The following is a 20,525-nucleotide window of genomic DNA, read 5'->3' as shown; positions in this document are numbered from 1 at the left end:
GAGGCCCGGACGGGGTGACCCGTCCGGGCCTCGTGTTCAGCACCCCTCGCCCCCGAAGAGCAGCGGCCACAGCGCCGACCGCAACCGGTTCACGGGCGGCCGTCTCCCGTGTGCCGGACCAGGGCCGACACGAAGTCGTCCCACACCGGCCCGGGCAGGTCGTGACCGGCCCCCCGCAGGACCAGCAGCTCGGCCCCGGGGACCGCCGCACGCAGCGCCTCGCCGTGCGCAGGCGGCAGGAGCGGGTCTCGGTCGCCGTGGACCACGAGCGTGGGCGCCGCGATGTCGCCGAAGCCGCCGCGGGCCGGTCCGCCGAGGTCGATGGCGTAGTGGTTGACCAGCGTGGAGGCGTAGTTCCTGGCGCGCGCCACGTCGCGTTCGACCAGCGCCCGGACCGCGGCCTCGTCGAAGTACGGCGAGTCGCCGGCGCAGGCCCGCGCGTCGGCGATCACGTACTCCACGACCGCGGCCGTGTCGGAGGAACGCGGTTGGGCGGGCATGGCCAGGTCGCTGGAGGGCGGTGGCAGGTCGTCGGCCCCGGTCGAGCTCGAGACGAACGTCAGCGACGCGACCCGGTGGGGGTGGTCCACGCCGAGGATGAGGCCGCTCTGGCCGAACATCGACTGACAGACCACATGGGCGCGTTCGATGCCCAGGGCGTCCTGGATGCCGAGCACGTCCTGGGCCAGGTCGGTGCAGGAGTACGCCGGTCGGCCCGGCGGGTAGCAGGTCGAGCGGCCGGTGTCGCGGTGGTCGAAGCGGACCACGAACCGGCCGCGGGCGGCGATCCGTCCGCACAGTTCGGCGTCCCACCACAGCATCGAGGCAGAGGCCCCGGCGATCAGCACGATCGCCGGGGCCGTGTGGTCTCCGAAGGTCTCGACACACAGCTCGACGCCGTTGACCGCGAGGAGTCGTTCGCCGTGGGACGGATGAGCAGTCATGTCAGCCACGCTACGCCCGCGCCTTCTGAGTACAAGATCAACGAGCGTGGGGCCTCCTAGCGGACGGTGCCCTCGGCGTGCAGCAGCTCGATGAGGCGGCGCACGGCCGGAGCGCAGCGCTCCCGCTCGGCGAAGCCGATCCACGCCAGGTCGGCGATCTCGTTGTCCACCCTGATCTCGCCGTCGTGCTCCGCGGTGTGGCACGACAGCCGCACCCGCGTGCCCGGGGCCTGTGCGTGGGCCGCCTCCTCGATCACCGCGATCCTGCGGAACGTGCCCGGACGCAGGACCACGCTGACCTCCTCGCGGGCCTCCCTGGCCACGGCGGCCTCGTCGCTCTCCCCCGGTTCGCGCTTGCCGCCGGGGAGGTAGAACAGGTCCACCCCCTCGGTGCGGACGCACAGCAGGCGTCCCTCGCGTACGTGGACCCAGGCCAGGGCGTCGATGACGGCGGGAGGGGAGGACGGGGTGGAGGACATGTGATCACCCTATGTCATGCCGCGGATGCGATTTATGGGAAAAGCAGCCGTTACCCCCCTGGGACTGGAGGAGTTCGCGGGGTAGCCTGACGGCGTTTGGGAGCGCTCCCACATGTACGGGGCCTCCGGACTCCCCCGGGGGATACGGGGACACGGGAGACCAGGACGGGGACCGACTCAACGAAGGAAAGGCTCAATGTCCCGCACACGCACAGCCATCGGAGCCCTCATCGGCTCCGTCTCGGCACTGGCCACGGGAGCGGCGCTGCTCAGCATGTCGCCCGCCTCGGCCGCCGAGACCGAGTTCTACGTCAACCCCAACACATCGGCGGCCTCCTGGGTCCGGGAGAATCCCGACGACCACCGGGCCGACGTCATCCGCGACCGTATCGCCTCGGTCGCGCAGGCCACCTGGTTCACCCAGTACAACCCCGGTGAGATCCGCGGCGACGTGGACGAGGTGGTCAGCGCCGCCGACGCCCGGGGCCAGAGCCCCATCCTCGTGGTCTACAACATCCCCGGACGCGACTGCGGCAACCACAGCAGCGGCGGAGCGCCCAGCCACGACGCCTACCGCTCCTGGGTGGACGAACTGGCCTCCGGACTGGAGGGCCGTCCCGCCACCATCGTCCTGGAGCCCGACGCCCTCCCGCTGGTGAGCGGCTGCAGCGACCCGTCCGAGCTCCTGGCCTCGATGGCCCACGCGGGCAAGGCGCTCATGGCGGGCTCCTCCCAGGCCCGGGTGTACTTCGACATCGGGCACTCGGCCTGGCTGGACCCCCAGGAGGCCGCCGACCTGCTCAACGGCGCCGACATCGCGGGCAGCGCCCACGGTGTGGCCACCAACACCTCCAACTACAACTGGACCGACGACGAGGTCGCCTTCGCCGAGGCCGTCATCAACGCGACCGGCGTCTCCGGGCTCGGCGCCGTGGTCGACACCAGCCGCAACGGCAACGGCCCCGCCCCCGACGGCGAGTGGTGCGACCCGCCGGGACGGATGATCGGCCGCCCCAGCACCACCGACACCGGCCACCCGCTGGTCGACGCCTTCATCTGGACCAAGCTCCCGGGTGAGGCCGACGGCTGCATCGCGCCCGCCGGGCAGTTCGTGCCGCAGGCCGCCTACGACATGGCGGTCGACGCCCCCGAGCCCCCGGACGAGCCCACCGACCCCGGCGAGGAGCCCACCGACCCGGGTGAGGAGCCCACCGACCCCTCCGGCGACGGCTGCACGGCCGAGTACAGCATCGACAACGACTGGGGAAGCGGCTTCCAGGCCACGGTGACGGTCACCGCCGACTCCGCCCTCACCGGCTGGACCGTGACGTGGACCTACACCGACGGCCAGCGGGTCAGCCAGGGGTGGAACGCCGACGTCTCCGCCAGCGGGTCGCAGGTCACCGCGACCGACCTGGGCTGGAACGGCACCCTCGGTGCCGGCAGCAGCACCGATTTCGGGCTCACCGGAACCCACGGCGGCACCAACAGCGTGCCGGACGTGGCGTGCTCCGCGTCCTGACGGATCCGGGATCCTGACGGCTCCGGACACCCGACGGGGTGGGGCCTTCCCGCGCCCCGCCCCGTCGGCGCTCCCGGCCCCTCACGGCCCCGCCCTCCTGTCCGCCTTCGGCCAGCGGAGCCGAACCCCGCACCTTCGGCGGGGCGACGCACTAGCATCCCCGGTGTCAGTGGCGGTGACCGGCCGGCTCCGGCCCCTCCGGGCCGGTCCCCCGGCCCGGGGTCACGGCCGCCTCCGAAGCCTGGAAGGTGGACAGCATGGCGGCTTCGCACACGGAGGAGCGGATCCTCCGGCCGCTCCTGGCGGAGAGCTCCCACGGCGGCGTCCCAACGCAGACCAGGGCCCTGCGGGAGGCGCGCGAGCGGGCCCACAACCTGTACGGCGCGGCCGTCGGCGCATGCCTGGGCCGCGCCGACACCCGCCCCGGGCTCAGGGAGCGCGCCGCCGAGCTCCTCGCGGAGGAGGCCCGGTTGCCCTTCCTCACCCCCGACGAGGTCGACCGGGCCAACCGCGAGCTGCCCGGGGTCCTCGCCGAACTACGGGCGGAACCCGTGCGCGTCCGCGGGGGAGCCACCCCCGGGGACCCGCGCAGGACCCTGGCGGAGGCGGAACTGGCCGCTCTGTTCGACCTCGCGCTCCGCGACAGGCTCACGGGCGCCGCCCGCGAACGCCCCCGGCTCCTGCTGCTCGGCGGTCAGCCCGGTTCGGGCACGTCCACCCTGCAGCGCCTCCTCCTGCCCGTCCTGCCCGAGGGCACCGTCAGCTACGACGGCGACGACCTGCTGCGCCTGTCGCCCGACTACGAGTGGGCGATGACCGCCGACGACCGCGTGGCGTCCTCCTCCCTGGCCCGGCAGGTCGGCGGGCTGCACGGACTCGCCATGGACCACCTGCGCGCGGGCCGCGTGGACGTGGTGTGCAGCCACCCCCTCGGCCGCGCCGACCGGGCGGCGTCCTGGGTCGAGGGGTTCCACGACGCCGGATACCGGGTCGAGGTCGCCTTCGTGGCCACCCACTCCTCCAACAGCCGGTCCTCACTCGCCGACCGCTACGCGAGGGCCCGTGCCCATCAGGGTTTCGGCAGGTGGATCTCTGAACTCCACCACGACCGTTTCTACCTGGGAGTGCCCAACACGGTGGAGTTCCTGGAGACCCACCGGCTGGTGGAATCGCTCTACGTGCTCTCCCGCGACGGCGAGGTGCTCTACGCCAACCACCAGGAGGGCGGCGACTGGAGGACCGAGCCGTTCGGCCGAATCGCCCTGGAGGCCGAGCGCGGGCGCCGCGACCTGCGGCACGGGGAGGAGCCGCTGCCCCACGGCGCCCTCTGAGGGGGCACCGGGCGCTCGCCGGGGCCGACGGTCCCGTCCCACCGGCTCCCGCCCGCCGCCTCCGGTCCGCTGGTCCGCCCCCGGCCTCGGCCGTCAGCCCCGGGCGAGCGCCCGGCGCATGGCCTCCCGGTCCTCCTCGCCGAACCGCTCCTCCAGGTCCTCGGGGGCGGCGTCCAGGTCGATCCGGGACACGGACACCCCGCGCGCGGACTCGATCGCGCCCAGGCGCCGCAGCGCCCGGTCGCCCGCGTACCTGACCAGCTCCCCGGGCGGCAGTTCGTAGCGCTGCGTGTCGGGGTCCTGCGACGGCTCCTCGCCGCGCTCGACCGTGGACATCACGTGCGGCAGCAGCTCGTCCAGGCGCTCGCGCACCACGTCCCAGTTGGCGTCGTCGGCCGCGACGTGGCGCCGGCAGGTGAAGGTCCCCCACGCCATGTGGCGCCGCTCGTCGTCGCCGATCCGCCGCACGATCTGACGCATGCCGGGGAAGACGTCCCGCACCGTGCACACGTGGTTCCAGGCGTAGTAGCCGGTCAGTGCCAAAGACCCCTCGATGACGTGGTTGTAGGTCACCGAGGCGCGCACCTGGTTGCGGGGGCCCGGGTCCTCCAGCAGCCTCTCCAGCGACCCGGGCAGCTCCTCGTAGAACAGCTTGCGGTAGCCCGGGTTGGCGTCGACGTGCTCGTGCAGGTCGTCGTGGACCCCGATCGCGTCCAGCCACAGCCGGAAGGCCTGGACGTGCTTGGCCTCCTCGAACGCGAACTGGGTCAGGTACATCTCGTCGCCCAGCCGCCCCTCCGCGGCCATGGCCCGGATGAAGGGCTGGATGTCCTCGGTGACCGCCTCCTCGCCCGCCACGAAGAACGCGCACAGCCGCAGGATGCGCGTGCGGGCCCCCTCGCCCAGCTTCTCCCAGTCCTCGGCGTCCTGGCTCAGATCGATGTCCGCGGGGTCCCAGAACCTGGCGTTGCCCTTGTTGAAGAGCCTGAGCGGCAGGGACTCCCAGTTCAGGCCGCCCTTGCGGAGGGAGTGGAAGCCGGTGCGCTGATCGGCGGCGGCCGGTTCGGGGAGGCCGGGGGCCGGGGCGTCGGCACCGTCGGGGGCGGGGGACCCGGGGGCGGGGGCGTCGGGCATGGGAGGACCTCCTGGGGACGCTGTCGTGCCCTCATGATTGGACACGGAAGGGCTCTGTGTAAAGGGCGGGGGAGGTGTGCGTCACAGAAAACCGAATCCGGTTCTATTGGAGAGGGCAGCGGAGCACGGGTCCTCCGGTCGCCGACCCGGCCGGGGACGGGGCGGACCGTTCCCGGAGCCGCGGCGAAGCCGGGATTCGGCCGGTGTCGTTGGCGGTCCGCCTCTTCCGAAACGGTACGGTCAGGGAGTACCGCCCGCACCGAACGATCGATCGGGGGACGACGTGTTCTGTGGTGATCCCGGCACTTCCGGCTACACCGCGTGCGCCGCCCAGACCCAGCTCTTCGCGTTGGCCTCCGCCATCCCCGCGCTGCTCGGCCTGGCGCTCCTGGTGGCCGCCTTCGCCGCGCCCTCCGTCCGGGGGGACCGGCTCCTGCGCACCCGCACCCTCAGTTACTCCCTGGTGGCCTGGATGATCGCGGCGGGCACCTACGTCATGGGCGTCCTGCCCTCCGTCTGACGGCAGGGACGGCCGGCGCCCCGACGCGGCCCCGTCCCCCGCCGAGGGCGGAGGCGGCCACCGGGGGAGGGCGGACGCCACCCCCGCGCCGTCGAGGGCCCGGGCCCGGTCAGATCTCCTCGCCCGAGAGCAGGTCGGTGGCGTCGGTGATCCTGTAGGCGTAACCCTGCTCGGCCAGGAACCGCTGCCGGTGCGCGGCGTAGTCCTGGTCGAGGGTGTCGCGGGCCACCACGGCGTAGAAGCGGGCCGCGCGTCCGTCGGACTTGGGGCGCAGCACCCGGCCCAGCCGCTGGGCCTCCTCCTGGCGGGAGCCGAAGGAGCCCGACACCTGCACCGCGACACCGGCCTCGGGCAGGTCGATGGAGAAGTTCGCGACCTTGGAGACCACCAGCGTCCGCAGCTCCCCGGAGCGGAAGGCGTCGAAGAGCCGCTCGCGCTCCTTGTTGCGCGTCTCGCCCTTGATCACCGGCGCGCCCAGTGACTCGCCCAGCTCGTCCAGCTGGTCGATGTAGGAGCCGATCACCAGCACCTGCTCCTCGGGGTGGCGCTCCACGATCTCCCGGACCACGGAGGTCTTGGTCTCGGAGGAGGCGCAGAACCGGTAGCGGTCCTCCGGCTCGGCGGTCGCGTACGCCAGCCGCTCGGACTGCGACAGGTCCACCCGGACCTCCACGCAGTCCGCCGGGGCGATCCACCCCTGGTTCTCCATGTCCTTCCACGGGGCGTCGTAGCGCTTGGGGCCGATCAGGGAGAACACGTCGCCCTCGCGGCCGTCCTCGCGCACCAGGGTCGCGGTCAGCCCCAGGCGGCGACGCGCCTGGAGGTCGGCGGTCATCCGGAAGATCGGTGCGGGCAGCAGGTGCACCTCGTCGTAGACCACGAGCCCCCAGTCGCGGGCGTCGAACAGCTCCAGGTGCGTGTACGCGCCCTTACGCTTGGCCGCCATCACCTGGTAGGTGGCGATCGTGACCGGGCGGATCTCCTTGCGGGTGCCCGAGTACTCGCCGATCTCGTCCTCCGTCAGCGAGGTGCGCCGCAGCAGCTCCGTCCTCCACTGGTGCACCGACACGGTGTTGGTCACCAGGATGAGCGTGGTCGCGCCGGTCATGGCCATCGCCGCCGCGCCGACGATGGTCTTGCCCGCGCCGCACGGCAGCACCACCACGCCGGAGCCGCCCGCGTGGAAGCTCTCGGCGGCCTCCTTCTGGTAGCCGCGCAGCTCCCAGCCGTCCTGGTCCAGGTCGATCCGGTGCGCCTCGCCGTCCACGTACCCGGCCAGGTCCTCGGCGGGCCAGCCGATCTTCAGCAGCGCCTGCTTGAGGTTGCCGCGCTCGCTCGGGTGCACGGCGACCGAGTCCTCGCCCAGTCGCTCGCCCAGCATCCCCCTGAGCTTCCGGGCGCGGACGACCTCCTCCAGCACGGCCCGGTCCGAGGACTCCAGGACCAGCCCGTGCACCGGGTCGCCGACGATCCGGAGCCGGCCGTAGCGGTCCATCGTCTCGGCGATGTCCACCAGCAGCGAGTGCGGCACCGGGAACTTGGAGAACCGGATCAGCGCGTCCACGACCTGCTCCGCGTCGTGCCCCGCGGCCCGGGAGTTCCACAGCGCGAGCGGGGTGATCCGGTAGGTGTGCACGTGTTCGGGGGCGCGCTCCAGCTCGGCGAAGGGGGCGATGGCCCGGCGGCACTCGCCGGCGAGCTCGTGGTCGACCTCGAGCAGGAGCGTCTTGTCGGACTGGACGATCAGGCAGGACACACGGACCTTCAATCTCACGGGGAGGGGCGACCCCAGGTGCAACGCATCCGGGCTCCTGATCATGCCCGCGAAACCGTGGTCTCAGACGGACGCCGCCGCCACGGGCCGCGGGGGCGGCCTGCTCAGGTCCCGGCGGTGACCTCGGAGACCACGAGGGATCCGACGAGGACGAGTACCAGGCCCAGGACGACGCCGTTGGCGATCCAGGCGTTGCGGGTGTGGCGCCGGAACTTCTCCGGGTTCGTCCTCTCCGAGAGCGCCAGCGCGGAGAAGACGGTCCCGACGATCCCCAGGGCGCCGCAGCACGTCACCACCATGAGGACGGACAGGCACAGGGCCAGGATCGGGCTGGCCAGGTTCTGCGGCTCCGCCTGGTGGGGGAAGCCCGGATGGGGGAGGTGATACGGCCCCGTGCCGTAACCGGGCCCGGGCGGGGGCACGGGGGCGCCGCCGGGCGGCGGGGGCCAGCCGGCCGGAGCGCCGTGACCGCCGTAGCCGCTGTATCCGCCGGTCGAGTCCTTGTGGGAGCCGGGGGCGCCGTACTGGTCGTAGGCGCCGTACTGGTCGTGGCCGTGGTGGGGGGAGCCGCCGTGAGGGGGCCAGGGCGGCCGGTTCTCGCTCAATGTCGTGTCTTCGTGTCCGGGGTGCCGGAGCACCGGGGAGAGGGTCTGGTCAGGAGGTCAGGAGGAGCATCATCATGAACAGGACCACGACCGGGATCGTGAACAGTACGAACAGGATGGCGTAGGCGAAGGTGCACGCCCAGGTGTAACGGATGTACCGCTCCACCTCGACCGGGTCGGGAAGCTTCCTCAGCGTCGCGATTCCGAAGCCGATCCCCGGAACGTTCACCACCAGCAGGAAGAACCAGAAGTCCAGGTAGACCATCAGGGCCGGCCCCGCCACGGTCAGGACCGCCACCACCAGCGCCGCCACGGCGCCGCCCACCCGCGCGGGGGGAGCGGACGGCGGGGGTGCCTCCGGAGGATACACGGGGCCGGTGCGGGGAGGCGTCGCCGGTCCGGGGCGCTCCGGTGCTCCCGGCCGCCCCCAGGGCGCCGGCGGTCCCGGGGACTCCCGCGGAGCCGGCGGCGGCCCGCCCCTGGACGGCGCCGGGCCGGGAGAGGGAGCCGTCCTCTCCCAGAAGCTCCTCGGGTCGCCCCTGCCTCTCATCACCGCTCGTGCCGCCTCCCCGCCGTCGCGCACCAGCGCACGACGCCCTTGTCCGTTACCCGCGTCCGCTCAGACGCGGTGCCCGTCGGCCCGGGCCGCCAAACCCGGTCAGTAGTTGATGACCGGGACGATCCCCTGGATCCACGATCCCGCCTGGGTGAACAGCACGAACGTCAGCACCAGCATCACGAAGAGCATCACACCGGCCGCGCCCAGGCAGTACCAGGAGTAGCGGGTGAGGGTCTCGGCCTGGTCCGGACGCCCCCGGTCGCGTGCGTGCGCGGCGCGTACCGCGAACACGATCCCGGCGATGCCGAACAGCCAGTTCGCACAGCACACGAAGGTCAGGGCGTGCAGGATCAGGGCCATCGTGGAGCTGCTGGACCCGCCCGCCACCTGGCGTTCCCCGCGGTCGTCCCCGCGGTCCCCGTCGCGATCGCGCTCGGGATCCCGGGTCCTCCCGCGCCCGCGGCCGTCGTCGCGTCCGTGCTCACGGGGGGACGATGCCCCGGGGGGCAGCGATGCGTTGCTCATGGGGGTTCTCTCGCTGTCGGTGGGCGACCAACTCGCCCTCAGCCTAACCCGCCGGCCCCCTCCGGAGCCTTCGCGACCCGGGCCGGCCGGCGGTACCGGGCCGGGATCCCCGAGGAGGCCCCTACCTCCCCCCGGACTCCTGCTCCAGCTCGGCCACGGCCGTCACCCGGTGCACCGCGAACCGGTGCACCGCCGCGCGCGTGGCGTCGTAGGCGGTCAGGAAGCCGCCGTCCACGCCCGAGGGCTCCACGATCCGGCTCACCTGGCGCCCGTCGGTGTCGGTGTAGCCGATCCACACCCTGCGCCCCTCGCGGGCCGCTCGCGCGAGTACCTCCAGCACCGCCGCCGACCGCGAACCCGGCGGGCCGTCCTCGGGCAGCGCGACCGGCCTGCGCGCCGCCGTGGCCGCCTCGTCCCCGGCCCGCAGGGCGCGCACCGCCGCCTCCGCCAGCTCCCGGGGGGAGCCCCCCTCGCCCGGCGCGGGCGGGACGTCCGCCGCGTCGGCGCGCCGCACCTCGGGGCGGCCCAGGCGCATCGACCCGTCCCCGCCCTCGGGCACCGGGTGGTACCCCAGCTGCCGCAGCCGCTCCACCAGCGCCGGCCGGGTCGACCGGCTCGCCACCACGGTCGGGGCGAGCCGCAGCAGCCCCAGCTCCTCGGCCCGGCGGTCGCTGACCAGCTCGTCCAGCAGCGCGGGCTCGTCGCACCGCAGGTAGCTCGACGCCGTACCCGCGCGCAGCCGCCCGTGCCGCCGTCCCACGTCCGACACCAGGTACAGCAGCGCCTGGGGGAGCGGGGTACGCGAGTGGCGTTCGAGCATGGCGGTGACGTCGTCGGCGCCGCGTCCGGCGTCCAGGGCCCGGCGCACCGACTCCTCGGTGAACCGGTACACGGTGGCCCCGCCGGTGGACTCCACGTCGGCGACCAGGGCCAGCTCCCGGGCCAGGTCGGGCACCAGCGGCCCCGGCGCGACCGCGGTCAGGTCGCCCTGGACCAGCACGTAGTCCAGCGGCCTGGGCAGCTCCTTGGCCAGGATCCGGGCAGCGGCGTCCTCGTCGCCCTCCAGCAGCGGCCGGACGTGGTCGGCCAGCGCCCCCCGCCCCGTCAGCCCGAGCGCGGCGGCCTCGGTCGAGGCGGCCCGCACCAGCTCGGCGTGGACCGGCGACTGGCGGCGCGGACGGCGCCAGGCCAGGCGGGCGGACAGCGAGTCCGGCAGCGGCGCGAACCCGGGCTCCGCGGTGCCCAGCTCCCCGAGCAGGTCGCGGCGGGCCTGCGGGGCCGCGGGCCGCACCAGGCCCGGACCGAGCAGGTTGCGCACCCGGCCGCCCGAGTCGCGCGAACCGGTCAGCGTCGCCACCCGTTCCGACTCCAGCCACGCCGACGCCAGGCGCAGCCACCGGTGCTCGGGCGGTCGCTCCCGCCACAGGTCGTACTCGCGGGTGGGCAGCCACTCGCCCTCGACCCGGTCGTCCGCCGCGAGCAGCCCGGCGGCGTGGGCGACCTCCACGAACAGGGCGGCGGTGGGCTCGTCGGTGTCCATCACCCGGGCCGCGCGGCGCAGGTCGCGCACGCCCAGCCCGCCGTTGCGCAGCACCGCGGCCGGCTCCTGGGACCAGTGCTCCAGCAGTTCCTCCACCGCGCGCAGCACCGTGAACGCCTGCCCGGCGGCCGCCCGGGTGACGGCGTCGGCGGGGTTCTCGGTGCCCGCGAACGTCGGCGGGGCGGTGGTGACCTCCCGGAACAGCAGCCCCGAGCGCAGGTACACCCCCACCTCGCGCGGCAGCGTGAGGGTGTCGTCCCCGCTCGGCAGCAGCAGGGCGCGGGCGATGAGCGCGTCGACCGGTGAGGAGGCGGTGGCCAGGGTGACCTCGCGGCGGGCGCCGGAGACGGTTCCGTGGGGCGGCCCCCAGGCCATGCTGTCCAGCAGCCTGCGGGCCTGCGGTCCGTCGCTCACCTGGCCGACCAGCGCCGCCACCCGGGCGGGGTCGGCCAGGAGCGTGGCGACCGTCTCCACGGGGGTGCCCGCGGTGCTGTCGGGCGCGAGGTCGTCGGCCAGCCTCTTGGCGGCGCCGGGCGGCAGCGCCGCCAGCAGCACGCGCGCGGGAGGGCCGAGCTGAGCGGGGTGGGGGAGCAGGTCGCGCAGCACCTGCACCGGGCGCAGCCGCCCCCGGTCGGGCCAGATCAGCGCCAGACCCATCAGGGTGTCCAGGGCGCGCACGAGCGGGTCCTCCGACGGCTCGGGTGCGGGCGCCAGCCCGAGCGCCCCGGCCAGGTCGGCGGTGGGCACCCCCACCGGTTCGGACAACCGGTCGTCGCCGAGCGCGACCACCGACTCCAGCACCTGGAGGGTGAACCGGTCCAGGCGCTCCAGGACCCTCAGGACGGTGTTGCGGGAGGTCGCGCGGGAGGCGAGCGCGCCGAGGTCGACCGGCACCGGCCGGGCCAGGTCGGGACGGGCACGCAGCAGGTCGGCGAGTTCGGCGTCCGACCGGCCGCGCAGCCAGGAGGTGAACGTGGGGGGACGGCCCGGCGCGGGGGGTCCGCTGCTCCCCGTGCCTGGTTCGTGCTCGTCGGACTGTGCGTTGTCGGTCATCACGTCAACGCTAAGCGATTCCCGCCCCGGGGGCCCCGCGAGCCCGCTCCGTTCTTCCGGAGTGCCGCCCGTCACACGGTTGCAGACCGTATTCGAAGACAATTCTGCGACCGGAATTCTCGCGAGGGTCTTAAAAGCCAGGTCATCGTAGGCCAATATGGGGGCATGACCCAGCGCTCGGAACAATTGGTACTCGATTATCTGTCCGAGGTCGGCCTGGTTCTGCACGGTCGTATGACCGCGAGGGAACGTACCGCCTACCTCACGAGTGTGCGCTCGCGCATCAACGCGCGCCGCGCCGCCGCGGGAAGGGACGACGAGGACACCGTCCGGGGCATCCTCAGGGGCCTGGGCTCCCCCCAGGACCTGGTGGAGCGTGAGGTCGCCGGCCGCGACCTCGACATCGAGGACGACGAGCTGATCCCGCCCAGGCCCCGCCACGCCGACCGGCCGCCGCCGCCGTGGCGGGGCGGCCCCAGCCGCGGCCTGCTGTCCCTGTTGGAGGGCCCCGGCCAGACCGACGTGCACATCAGGGGCCGCCGCGCGGACCGGGCCGCTCGCGAGGACCGCGGGCCGGGGCCCCTGCACGGCCTGGCGGCGGTGGCGCGCCACGCCCCGGGCGAGGCCGCCGCCCTGGTCCTGCTGCTCGCGTCGGCGCCCTGGTGGTGGAACCTGTCGTTCCTGTGGGTCCTCGGCGCGGCCCTGATCCTCCTCAGCCAGGTGTGGACGGCCGTGGACAAGTGGATCGGCGTGGGCCTGCCCCTGCTGTCCTGCGCGGTCGGCATGGCCCTGTGGGCCGGGGACGCCAGGTTCGTCGACCAGTACGTCCAGGAGTCCCTGGCCGGCACCGGCGTCATCGGGCTCGGCCTGGCCTCCCTGGCGTGCGCGGCCTACCTCTACCCGCGGGCACTGCGCTCGGCGCGGGCCGCGGAGGGCGCCGCGGGGCGCTGAGCGCCCCCTCGGCCGGGACGCGGGTCACCGCTTGGCAAACGCTGGGGAATAACCTTTTCCGGTCGGCCCGTCACCGTGCGTCCGAACACACGGATTCGGGTAGTCATGTCGGTACACCGCCTCATTCACCTGACGGCGGTCGCGTCAGTACCGGTGGCCCGGCCTCCAGCCCGGGCGCCACTCCCGTCGGGGCGGCCCATGCCTCCGCCGAGTCCCGTCCCACACTCCGCACCCAGCGGTGAGGGGCCGCCGCCGACGCCACGAGGCCCGGGTGATCCGTATCCGGGCCTCGTCTGCTGTGCCCGGCCCGGCCACGGGGAGCCCCGGCGCGGAAGGGGCGTTTATGCCCTCGCGTCCGCCGGGCCCCGGGCATTACCTTGGAGGCACCCATGGAAACCAGGGGCGCTCCGGGAACGGGCGGACAGCGCGGATCCCCGTGCCCTTCCGGCTCCGGGCGCACGTCACTGAAAGCATGAGGTCATTCAGGTGCCCACCGGCAAGGTCAAGTGGTACGACGGCGAAAAGGGCTTCGGCTTCCTCACCAGGGACGACGGCGGTGAGGTGTTCGTGCACTCCTCCTCGCTCCCCGAAGGCACCACGTCGCTGCGCCCCGGCCAGAGGGTCGACTTCGGCGTGGCCGAGGGGCGCAAGGGCGCGCAGGCGCTCCAGGTCAAGCTCCTGGACACCCAGCACTCGGTCGTCAGGGCACGGCGCAAGAAACCCGACGAGATGGTGGTCATCACAGAGGACCTCATCAAACTGCTGGAGGGCCTGTCCAACGGCTACCGCAGGGGCCGCCACCCCGAGCGCAGGGAGGCCGCCAAGATCGCCTCCGTCCTGCGCGTGGTGGCCGACGACCTGGAGGCCTGAGCGGCCGCCGGTCCCCGGGACCGGCGGCCCGGGCCACCCGGTGACCGGCGCACGACCGTGTCAAGAGGGTGTATCGGTCGAACCTTGACCCTCGTTATGGTCAAATCGGTGCCCGCGATCAGTGAGAATGGGAAACGTGAGCCCTTCTCGACGTTCTCCTGTACCGGACAAGGCATGTATCGAGGCGGTGGATCTGGCCCGCTCTGTGGCCGCCGAGGCCGGACGGCCCGAATGGGTGGGTGAGCACCTCACCCCCCAGGTCGAGGACACACGCCTGATCACCCACTACTTCACCTGCCTGGACCCCGCCTACCCGGGGTGGAACTACGCCGTTACCGTGGTCCGCGCCTCGCGCGCCAAGAAGGTCACGGTCAACGAGGTCGTTCTGCTGCCCGGCGAGGGCGCCATCGTCGCGCCCGAATGGGTCCCCTGGAAGGAGCGGCTGCGCCCCGGCGACCTCGGCGTGGGCGACCTGCTGCCCACCGACGAGGACGACGAGCGCCTCGTCCCCGGCTACGCCCAGGTGCCCGACAGCGACCTGGACGAGGAGGGCGTGGACCGGCAGATGGTGTGGGAGCTGGGTCTGGGCCGGCGCCAGGTGCTCTCCGAGGCCGGCCGCGAGCAGGCCGCCGAGCGCTGGTACAACGGCGAGGCCGGACCGCGCAGCCCGATCGCCGCGGCCGCACCCGCCCGCTGCCTGACCTGCGGTTTCATGACCCCCCTCGCCGGTGAGCTGCGCCAGATGTTCGGCGTGTGCACCAACGAGTACGCCCCCGACGACGGCAAGGTGGTCTCGATGGACCACGGCTGCGGCGCCCACTCCGAGGTGCGCCGGCCGGAGGCGCGTGGTGAGCCGGTCGGACCGGTCGTCGACGAGATGGGCTACGACCACATCGTCTTCGACGACACCGCCGAGCTGGAACTGGTCTCCTCCGACTCCTGAACACGCCGCGCCGGTGCCCCGCCGCGCCGCACATCCAGACCCCGGCCCTCCACCGCGGTGGGCTAGGGTCGGTTTACCGCATCCGCTTCCGCCCCGGGTGCACCGTGCCGGGTCGTGCCCGCAGCGCAGGAGGAAACCGCTATGGCCGAGCCGTTGACCGCTTCGGTGGCCGATCCCTACAACACCGCAGAGCTGCGCAGACGCGTACTCGCGGCGTGGGCCGACGCGCCCGCCCGGTTCCGTGAGGACGCCAACGCGGAGGAGGACTTCGCGCTCGGCGGCTACCGCGACCGGGTCGTGGTCGAGCTGGCCCAGAACGCCGCCGACGCCGCCCGCCGCGCGGGAGTGCCCGGACGGATGCGCCTGGCCCTGGCCGGCCACCGGCTGACCGCCGCGAACACCGGCGCCCCGCTGACCTCCGAGGGAGTGGAGTCGCTGGCCACCCTGCGGGCCTCCACCAAGCGCGACGAGCACGGCTCCGCCGGGCGCTTCGGCGTGGGCTTCTCCGCGGTCGCGGCGCTCAGCGACGACGTCACCGTCGACTCCGGCGGCGCGGCCGTCCGCTTCAGCGCCGAGGCCGCCCGCGAGGCCGTCACCGGCCTGCTCGCGGAGGAGGGCACCCACGGCGACCTCGCCGAGGAGGTGCAGCGCCGCTCCGGGCACGTTCCCATGCTGCGCCTGCCCTTCCCCGCCCGGAGCACCGTCGGCGGCACCTCCGCCGGGAGCACCGCGGCCGGGGGCTACGACACCGTCGTCACCCTGATGCTGCGCGACGACTCCGCCCGCGACCGGGTGCGCGAACTCCTGGACCGCACCGGGGAGGCGCTCCTGCTGGCCCTGCCCGGCCTCGACGAGGTCCGCGTGGAGGTGGAGGGCGCCGAGCGCGTCCTCACCCGGCAGGAGACCGCCGGGACGGCCGACCTGATCACCAGCCACCGGGACGCCGAGGGCACCCGCACCACCCTGTGGCGCGTCCTGAACCGGTCCGGTGCCCTCGACCCCGCCCTGCTCGCCGACCGCCCCACCGAGGAGCGCGGCCGCACCGCCTGGTCGCTGACCTGGGCGGTCCCGGTGGACGAGGAGGGCGCGGTCGCCACCCTGCCCGCCGACGTGGACGCCGTGGTCCACGCGCCCACGCCCACCGACACCGAACTCGACCTGCCCGCCGTCCTCATCGGCACCTTCCCGCTCGGAAGCGACCGGCGCGCGGTCCAGTCCGGCGCCGCCACCGACCTGCTGCTCGGGGAGGCCGCGGACGCCTACTGCGCCATGCTGCGCCGGTTCGACGCCCGCGCCGCCCTGGACCTGGTGCCCGGCACCCGGGTGGGCGGCGGCGCCGTCGACGCCGCCTTCCGCGCCCGTGTGGCCGAACCCCTGCGGGACACCCCGTTCCTGGCCACCGCCGCCGGTGCTCCGGTCGCCGCGCGCGAGGCCGCGCTGCTCGACACCGGCGGATCCGGCGGGGCCGCCGACCTCGTCTCGGCCCTGTCCGAACTCGTCCCCCAGCTGCTGCCCGGCACCTGGAACCCCCGCCATCCGGCGCTGGCCGCCCTGCGCGTCCACCGCATCGGGCTGGCCGACGTCGCCGACCTGCTGGCCGACACCGACCGGCCGCCGCACTGGTGGGCCGCCCTCTACTCCGCCCTCGCGGGCGCGGGAAGCGGCGGCGCCGACCTGGAGGAGCTCGGCGCCCTGCCGGTCCCGCTCGCGGACGGGCGGCTCGTGCGCGGACCCCGCTCCCTGCTCCTGCCGGGCGAGGACTGGGCCGCGGTCAGCGACGCACACGGCAACCGGGTCTCCCCCGGTGCCCTGGCGACCCTGGGCGTGCGCGTGGTCCACCCCGACGCCGTCCACCCGCTCCTGAACCGCCTGGGCGCGGTGGAGGCCGGCGCCGGCACCGTCCTGTCCGACCCGCGCACCGAGGCCGCCGTCCGCGACTCCCTGGACGCAGAGGACCCCGACCCCGTGGCCGAGGCCGTCCTGGACCTGGTCGCCGCCTCGGGAACCACCGTCGCCGACGCGCCCTGGCTGTCCGAGCTGGCCCTGCGCGACGACGAGGACGGCTACTCGATCGCCGCCGAACTCCTCGTCCCCGGCGCGCCCCTGGCCGACCTGCTCGCGGACGACGCCCCCTTCGGCACCGTGCACCCCGACCTCGTGGAGCGGCACGGGGTCGACGCGCTGCGCGCGGTCGGAGCCCTGTGGGAGCTGACCGCGGTCCGCGCCGAGGAGGTCGCGCTGGGGGAGGACCTGGCCTCGGCCTTCGACGGCGCCGCGGGGGAGGACGGCCCGGACGGCCTGGAGGACTGGGCCGACGAGGTCCTCGAACTCGTCGGCGACCCCGAGCTGCCGCCGGTCGTGCCCGAGCTGGTGTGCGTGGCCGACCTCGACTGCATCGCCGAGGACCAGTGGCCCCGAGCCCTGGCCATGCTCGCGGAGGGCTCGCTGCGCGACGCGGTCACCACGCCCGCCCGGGTGCTGCTGCCCGACGGCCGCGTGGTGGACGTGCCCTCCTACACCGCCTGGTGGCTGCGCGGCCGCGCCCTGCTGGACGGCGGCGCGCCGGTCGAGCTGCGCACCGCCGACGCCGAACCCGCGCTGACCGGCCTGTACGACGAGGTGTCCGCCGACGTCGACCCGGAGTTCGCCCGCGCCCTGGGCGTGCGCACCACCCTGGCCGACCTGCTGGTCGACCCCGACGGGCCGGACGACCTGCTCGCCCGCCTGGCCGACCCGGCCCGGCACGTGGACCGCACGGCGCTGCGCCGGGTGTGGACCGCCCTCGCCGGGGTGGACGCCGACCTGGTGACCCCGCCGACCATGGTGCGCGCGGTGCGGGGCGGCGCGATCGTGGTGGCCGACGTCGAGTACGCCGTCGTGGTGGACTCCCCGGACCTGCTGCCGCTGCTGGAGGACCGCGCCCTGGTGCTGGCGCCGGCGGAGTCCGCCGAGGCCCTGGCGGACGTGCTCGACCTGGACCTGGCGAGCGAGACCGTGACCGGCAAGGTCGGCTCGGCCGGGCAGATCCGCCCGGTACCGGACGAGGCCGACCTCTTCCTCGACCCCGACGGGGAGCCCGACCGCACCTACCTGCACCACCAGACGCTCACCGTGGACGGCGTCGAACTGGAGTGGTACGTCGGCGACGGCTCGGTGCACGCCTCCACCACCGACGGGCTGGCCCGGGCCCTGTGCTGGCGCGCCGGCCAGTGGTCGCGGCGGCACCTGCTCGCGGCCGCGCTGCGCGACCCCTCCGCGGCCGCCCTACTCCTGGCCGAGGCCGACCTGGGCGACTGAGGAGTGGCCGAGGGGCCGCCCCGGTGTCAGGCCAGGGCGGCGGCCAGGCGCTCGCCCAGCCCCTCCTCGGGCTCGTCCCAGGCGGTGACCTCCACCGCGTCGCCGACCGACAGTGTTCCCGGGCGGGTGACGGCGAACTTGGCGCCGAAGGACACCCCGCCCGTGTCGGCGCGGCGGTAGTCCGCCAGCGTGCGCAGGGGTTCGGGCCCGCTCCTGACCCCCCGTTCCTGGTCCACCGTGGTGACCGCGCAGCGGATGCACACCTTGGCGTAACCCAGCTCCGCGGTGCCCAGGCGCACGGCGCGGACACGGTCCTCGGTGTGCGGCTCGGGCCAGCCCGAGACCACGACGTTGGGCCGGAAGCGGTCGAGCGGCACGGGTTCGGCGCCGCGCGCGAGGATGCGCTCGTTGAGCAGGTCCAGCGAGGACAGGGACGCCATCAGCACGGCGGTGCTGTCGGCGAACGCGCTGGTGCCCGGGGTCATCCCGCCCACCCGGCGGTCGTGGTCCCCGGGCACCCGTACCAGGCGGCTCGGCGCGCCGAGCGCCTCCGACAGCCACCCGGCGGCCTCCGGGCCCTGGTCCACGCCGGTGAACCGCTGTCCGTGCACCGTCACGTCCAGGCGCGGCCCCTCCGGGGCGACCGCGACCTCGACGGGACCGAGCCCGTCGAGGTCCAGGCGCAGCCGGGCGCCGTCGGCGCCGACGCCGGCGCGGACGAGTGCCATGCGGGGGTCGTTGCGCTGGCTGCGGAACCTCCCGTCGGCGTCGACCACCATGAACGTGCGGTCGTGCGCGATACCGGCGGGCGTCATCTCGGCGGTGCGCACGGACGTGCCCGCACACCCCTTGACCGGATAGTGGACGAGTTCGGCGATTCGGACCATGGACAGACGCTATCGCCACCGGTGGGAGCCTCCCCACGCGGCGGGTAGCCTCGACATCCCCGAAACCGACAGGGATCCCCCATGCGTCCAACCCCTCTCGCCCTGTTCGCCCTGCTGACCCTCCTCCTCGCTCCCGGCTGCCACGGCGGTGACGGTGGTGGCGGCGCGGCCCCTCCCGAGGAGGAGGCCCTGCCCGTGGAGGAGCCCGTCACCGAGCACACCTACGGTCCGGGCCGGCAGATCACCGTGGACCTGACCATGTACGCCGGGGAGGACGGTGGCCGTACGACCCCGTTCTTCTCCGGGTACCGCACCACCGTCCGGTTCGAGCACCGTGGCCAGGTGGCCGGGTGCACCGCCCGGTTGCCCGTGGAACTGGGCGAGTTCCGGCCGGGGGAGAGCCACGTCATCGGCCTGGAGTGCGACACCGAGGTCACCGTGCACGTGGACGTCCCCGGGCTCGCGCTGCTGGACGGCGACGACGAGCACGGGTCCGGGAAGGTGGTCTTCACCGAGGAGGCGTGACCTCCCTGTATCAGTCTTGCCTTATATAAGTCTCTGTTTATAAGGTGGTCCCATGCACGCCTTCGACGTCCTCGGGGACCCCGTCCGGCGCCGCCTGCTGGAGCTGCTCAACGACGGCGAGCGCTCCTCCGGCGAGCTGACCGAGGTCGTACGGGCCGAGTTCGGCATCTCCCAGCCCGCCGTCTCCCAGCACCTGCGCGTGCTCAGGGAGAGCGGGTTCGCCACCGTGCGCAGGGAGGGCGCCCGCCGGCTGTACGCGGTCGACCCCTCCCCGCTGCGCGACGTCGACGCCTGGCTGCGGCGCTTCGCCGCACGCTGGGAGCCGCACCTGATGGCGCTGGAGACCGAGCTCGCCCGGGGAAGGCGCGAACGCCGGCAGTCCGCCGACGAGGACCGATGAACAGGGAGGGCACACGATGGACATCCAGCAGCGGCTCGACGCGGTCGGCCGGTCGGTCGGGATCAGCGGTGCCGGGGACGAGACCGCCGTCACGCTGACGCAGGACTACGACGCCCCGGTCGAGGACCTGTGGGACGCCTGCACCAGCGCCGAGCGCCTCCCGCGGTGGTTCCTGCCCGTCACGGGCGACCTGCGCGAGGGCGGCACCTACCAGCTGGAGGGCAACGCCGGGGGGCGGGTGCTCTCGTGCGATCCGCCGAACTCCTTCCGGATCACCTGGGAGTTCCACGGGAGCGCCAGCGAGGTGGAGGCGCGCCTGACCGCGCTGTCGGACACCCGCACCCGCTTCGCGCTGACCCACGTCGCGCCGCTCAACGACTTCTGGGCGGAGTTCGGGCCGGGCGCCACCGGCATCGGCTGGGAGATGGGGCTCCTCGGCCTGTTCCTGCACCTGTCCTCGGGCGCCGACGCGCCGCCGGAGACGACGGAGTGGGGCAGGTCGGAGGAGGCCCGCAGGTTCATGGAGCTGAGCGGGCGCCTGTGGGGCGAGGCGCACGCCGCCGCCGGTGCCGACCCGGAGGAGGCCGCGGCCGCGGCCGGGCGCACCGTGGCCTTCTACACCGCCGACCCGGAGGCCGAGGCCGCACCGGAGGCATGAGGCCGCGG

General features: G+C 74.2%; 19 protein-coding genes. 10 read left to right on the top strand and 9 right to left on the bottom strand.

The window, feature by feature from the left end:
• Positions 1-89 precede the first annotated feature (89 nt).
• Together A6A08_RS07670 and A6A08_RS07665 are read right to left on the bottom strand one after the other, a co-directional pair.
• Positions 90-944 (bottom strand): alpha/beta fold hydrolase, encoded by an 855-nt coding sequence (locus A6A08_RS07670; protein WP_073701843.1) that lies wholly within the window; start codon positions 942-944, stop codon positions 90-92.
• 56 nt (positions 945-1,000) lie between these two features.
• Entirely contained in the window at positions 1,001-1,423 is a 423-nt protein-coding gene (locus tag A6A08_RS07665; RefSeq protein WP_073701842.1) for an NUDIX domain-containing protein, read from the bottom strand.
• A gap of 196 nt (positions 1,424-1,619) precedes the next feature.
• Between A6A08_RS07665 and A6A08_RS07660 the strand changes: the two genes are divergently transcribed.
• Positions 1,620-2,945, top strand: a complete 1,326-nt coding sequence (locus tag A6A08_RS07660) for a glycoside hydrolase family 6 protein (protein ID WP_073701841.1) — start codon at positions 1,620-1,622, stop codon at positions 2,943-2,945.
• A gap of 257 nt (positions 2,946-3,202) precedes the next feature.
• Entirely contained in the window at positions 3,203-4,276 is a 1,074-nt protein-coding gene (locus tag A6A08_RS07655) for a zeta toxin family protein (RefSeq protein ID WP_073701840.1), read from the top strand.
• A 93-nt stretch (positions 4,277-4,369) separates the two neighbouring features.
• On the opposite strand, the gene A6A08_RS07650 is transcribed toward A6A08_RS07655, so the two are convergent.
• Positions 4,370-5,410, bottom strand: coding sequence for a R2-like ligand-binding oxidase (locus A6A08_RS07650; protein ID WP_073701839.1), 1,041 nt, complete (start codon positions 5,408-5,410; stop codon positions 4,370-4,372).
• Between the two features lie 283 nt (positions 5,411-5,693).
• Between A6A08_RS07650 and A6A08_RS07645 the strand changes: the two genes are divergently transcribed.
• A complete protein-coding gene (locus A6A08_RS07645; protein ID WP_073701838.1) occupies positions 5,694-5,930 on the top strand; it encodes a hypothetical protein in 237 nt (78 codons plus the stop codon).
• Between the two features lie 109 nt (positions 5,931-6,039).
• On the opposite strand, the gene A6A08_RS07640 is transcribed toward A6A08_RS07645, so the two are convergent.
• From A6A08_RS07640 to A6A08_RS07620, 5 genes are all read right to left on the bottom strand, one after another.
• Complete coding sequence (locus A6A08_RS07640) at positions 6,040-7,686, bottom strand: DNA repair helicase XPB (protein ID WP_073701837.1); 1,647 nt, start codon at positions 7,684-7,686, stop codon at positions 6,040-6,042.
• Between the two features lie 122 nt (positions 7,687-7,808).
• Positions 7,809-8,309: a hypothetical protein gene (locus A6A08_RS27000; RefSeq protein WP_083608970.1), complete on the bottom strand. Its 501-nt coding sequence runs from the start codon at positions 8,307-8,309 to the stop codon at positions 7,809-7,811.
• A gap of 49 nt (positions 8,310-8,358) precedes the next feature.
• On the bottom strand, positions 8,359-8,634 hold the full coding sequence (locus tag A6A08_RS07630; RefSeq protein WP_083608968.1) for a hypothetical protein: 276 nt from the start codon (positions 8,632-8,634) through the stop codon (positions 8,359-8,361).
• Between the two features lie 333 nt (positions 8,635-8,967).
• Positions 8,968-9,393 carry a hypothetical protein gene (locus A6A08_RS07625; RefSeq protein ID WP_073701835.1) on the bottom strand — a complete coding sequence of 142 codons (426 nt, stop codon included), beginning with the start codon at positions 9,391-9,393 and terminating at the stop codon, positions 8,968-8,970.
• 121 nt (positions 9,394-9,514) lie between these two features.
• A complete protein-coding gene (locus tag A6A08_RS07620) occupies positions 9,515-11,986 on the bottom strand; it encodes a helicase C-terminal domain-containing protein (RefSeq protein ID WP_073701834.1) in 2,472 nt (823 codons plus the stop codon).
• 165 nt (positions 11,987-12,151) lie between these two features.
• Between A6A08_RS07620 and A6A08_RS07615 the strand changes: the two genes are divergently transcribed.
• From A6A08_RS07615 to A6A08_RS07600, 4 genes are all read left to right on the top strand, one after another.
• Entirely contained in the window at positions 12,152-12,937 is a 786-nt protein-coding gene (locus tag A6A08_RS07615) for a hypothetical protein (protein ID WP_073701833.1), read from the top strand.
• Positions 12,938-13,423: 486 nt separating this feature from the next.
• The gene (locus A6A08_RS07610; RefSeq protein ID WP_073701832.1) at positions 13,424-13,807 is read left to right on the top strand and encodes a cold-shock protein; all 384 of its coding nucleotides are present in this window, start codon (positions 13,424-13,426) and stop codon (positions 13,805-13,807) included.
• A 187-nt stretch (positions 13,808-13,994) separates the two neighbouring features.
• Positions 13,995-14,750 (top strand): DUF3027 domain-containing protein, encoded by a 756-nt coding sequence (locus A6A08_RS07605; protein ID WP_073701831.1) that lies wholly within the window; start codon positions 13,995-13,997, stop codon positions 14,748-14,750.
• 141 nt (positions 14,751-14,891) lie between these two features.
• Complete coding sequence (locus A6A08_RS07600) at positions 14,892-18,047, top strand: sacsin N-terminal ATP-binding-like domain-containing protein (protein ID WP_073701830.1); 3,156 nt, start codon at positions 14,892-14,894, stop codon at positions 18,045-18,047.
• A 26-nt stretch (positions 18,048-18,073) separates the two neighbouring features.
• Here the strand turns inward: A6A08_RS07600 and A6A08_RS07595 are convergent, their stop codons facing one another.
• The gene (locus tag A6A08_RS07595; protein WP_073701829.1) at positions 18,074-18,934 is read right to left on the bottom strand and encodes an MOSC domain-containing protein; all 861 of its coding nucleotides are present in this window, start codon (positions 18,932-18,934) and stop codon (positions 18,074-18,076) included.
• A gap of 81 nt (positions 18,935-19,015) precedes the next feature.
• Here A6A08_RS07595 and A6A08_RS07590 point away from each other — a divergent pair, with 81 nt between their 5' ends.
• Genes A6A08_RS07590 through A6A08_RS07580 form a run of 3 tightly spaced genes read left to right on the top strand, consistent with a single transcriptional unit; the run spans position 19,016 to position 20,517 of the window.
• Positions 19,016-19,459 carry a hypothetical protein gene (locus A6A08_RS07590; RefSeq protein WP_073701828.1) on the top strand — a complete coding sequence of 148 codons (444 nt, stop codon included), beginning with the start codon at positions 19,016-19,018 and terminating at the stop codon, positions 19,457-19,459.
• A gap of 52 nt (positions 19,460-19,511) precedes the next feature.
• Entirely contained in the window at positions 19,512-19,859 is a 348-nt protein-coding gene (locus A6A08_RS07585) for a helix-turn-helix transcriptional regulator (RefSeq protein ID WP_073701827.1), read from the top strand.
• A 16-nt stretch (positions 19,860-19,875) separates the two neighbouring features.
• Positions 19,876-20,517, top strand: a complete 642-nt coding sequence (locus A6A08_RS07580) for an SRPBCC family protein (protein WP_073701826.1) — start codon at positions 19,876-19,878, stop codon at positions 20,515-20,517.
• Positions 20,518-20,525: the final 8 nt, after the last annotated feature.

The sequence above is a fragment of the Nocardiopsis sp. TSRI0078 genome, from assembly GCF_001905145.1.
Classification (GTDB): Bacteria; Actinomycetota; Actinomycetes; order Streptosporangiales; family Streptosporangiaceae; genus Nocardiopsis.
Note: the sequence above shows the minus strand (reverse complement) of the source record. Positions and strands in the feature narration are given on the sequence as shown.

Coding starts and splice junctions, on each gene's coding strand:
- A6A08_RS07670 (WP_073701843.1), bottom strand. CDS start 944: ATGACTGCTCATCCGTCCCACGGCGAACGACTCCTCGCGGTCAACGGC.
- A6A08_RS07665 (WP_073701842.1), bottom strand. CDS start 1,423: ATGTCCTCCACCCCGTCCTCCCCTCCCGCCGTCATCGACGCCCTGGCC.
- A6A08_RS07660 (WP_073701841.1), top strand. CDS start 1,620: ATGTCCCGCACACGCACAGCCATCGGAGCCCTCATCGGCTCCGTCTCG.
- A6A08_RS07655 (WP_073701840.1), top strand. CDS start 3,203: ATGGCGGCTTCGCACACGGAGGAGCGGATCCTCCGGCCGCTCCTGGCG.
- A6A08_RS07650 (WP_073701839.1), bottom strand. CDS start 5,410: ATGCCCGACGCCCCCGCCCCCGGGTCCCCCGCCCCCGACGGTGCCGAC.
- A6A08_RS07625 (WP_073701835.1), bottom strand. CDS start 9,393: ATGAGCAACGCATCGCTGCCCCCCGGGGCATCGTCCCCCCGTGAGCAC.
- A6A08_RS07620 (WP_073701834.1), bottom strand. CDS start 11,986: ATGACCGACAACGCACAGTCCGACGAGCACGAACCAGGCACGGGGAGC.
- A6A08_RS07615 (WP_073701833.1), top strand. CDS start 12,152: ATGACCCAGCGCTCGGAACAATTGGTACTCGATTATCTGTCCGAGGTC.
- A6A08_RS07600 (WP_073701830.1), top strand. CDS start 14,892: ATGGCCGAGCCGTTGACCGCTTCGGTGGCCGATCCCTACAACACCGCA.
- A6A08_RS07595 (WP_073701829.1), bottom strand. CDS start 18,934: ATGGTCCGAATCGCCGAACTCGTCCACTATCCGGTCAAGGGGTGTGCG.
- A6A08_RS07590 (WP_073701828.1), top strand. CDS start 19,016: ATGCGTCCAACCCCTCTCGCCCTGTTCGCCCTGCTGACCCTCCTCCTC.
- A6A08_RS07585 (WP_073701827.1), top strand. CDS start 19,512: ATGCACGCCTTCGACGTCCTCGGGGACCCCGTCCGGCGCCGCCTGCTG.
- A6A08_RS07580 (WP_073701826.1), top strand. CDS start 19,876: ATGGACATCCAGCAGCGGCTCGACGCGGTCGGCCGGTCGGTCGGGATC.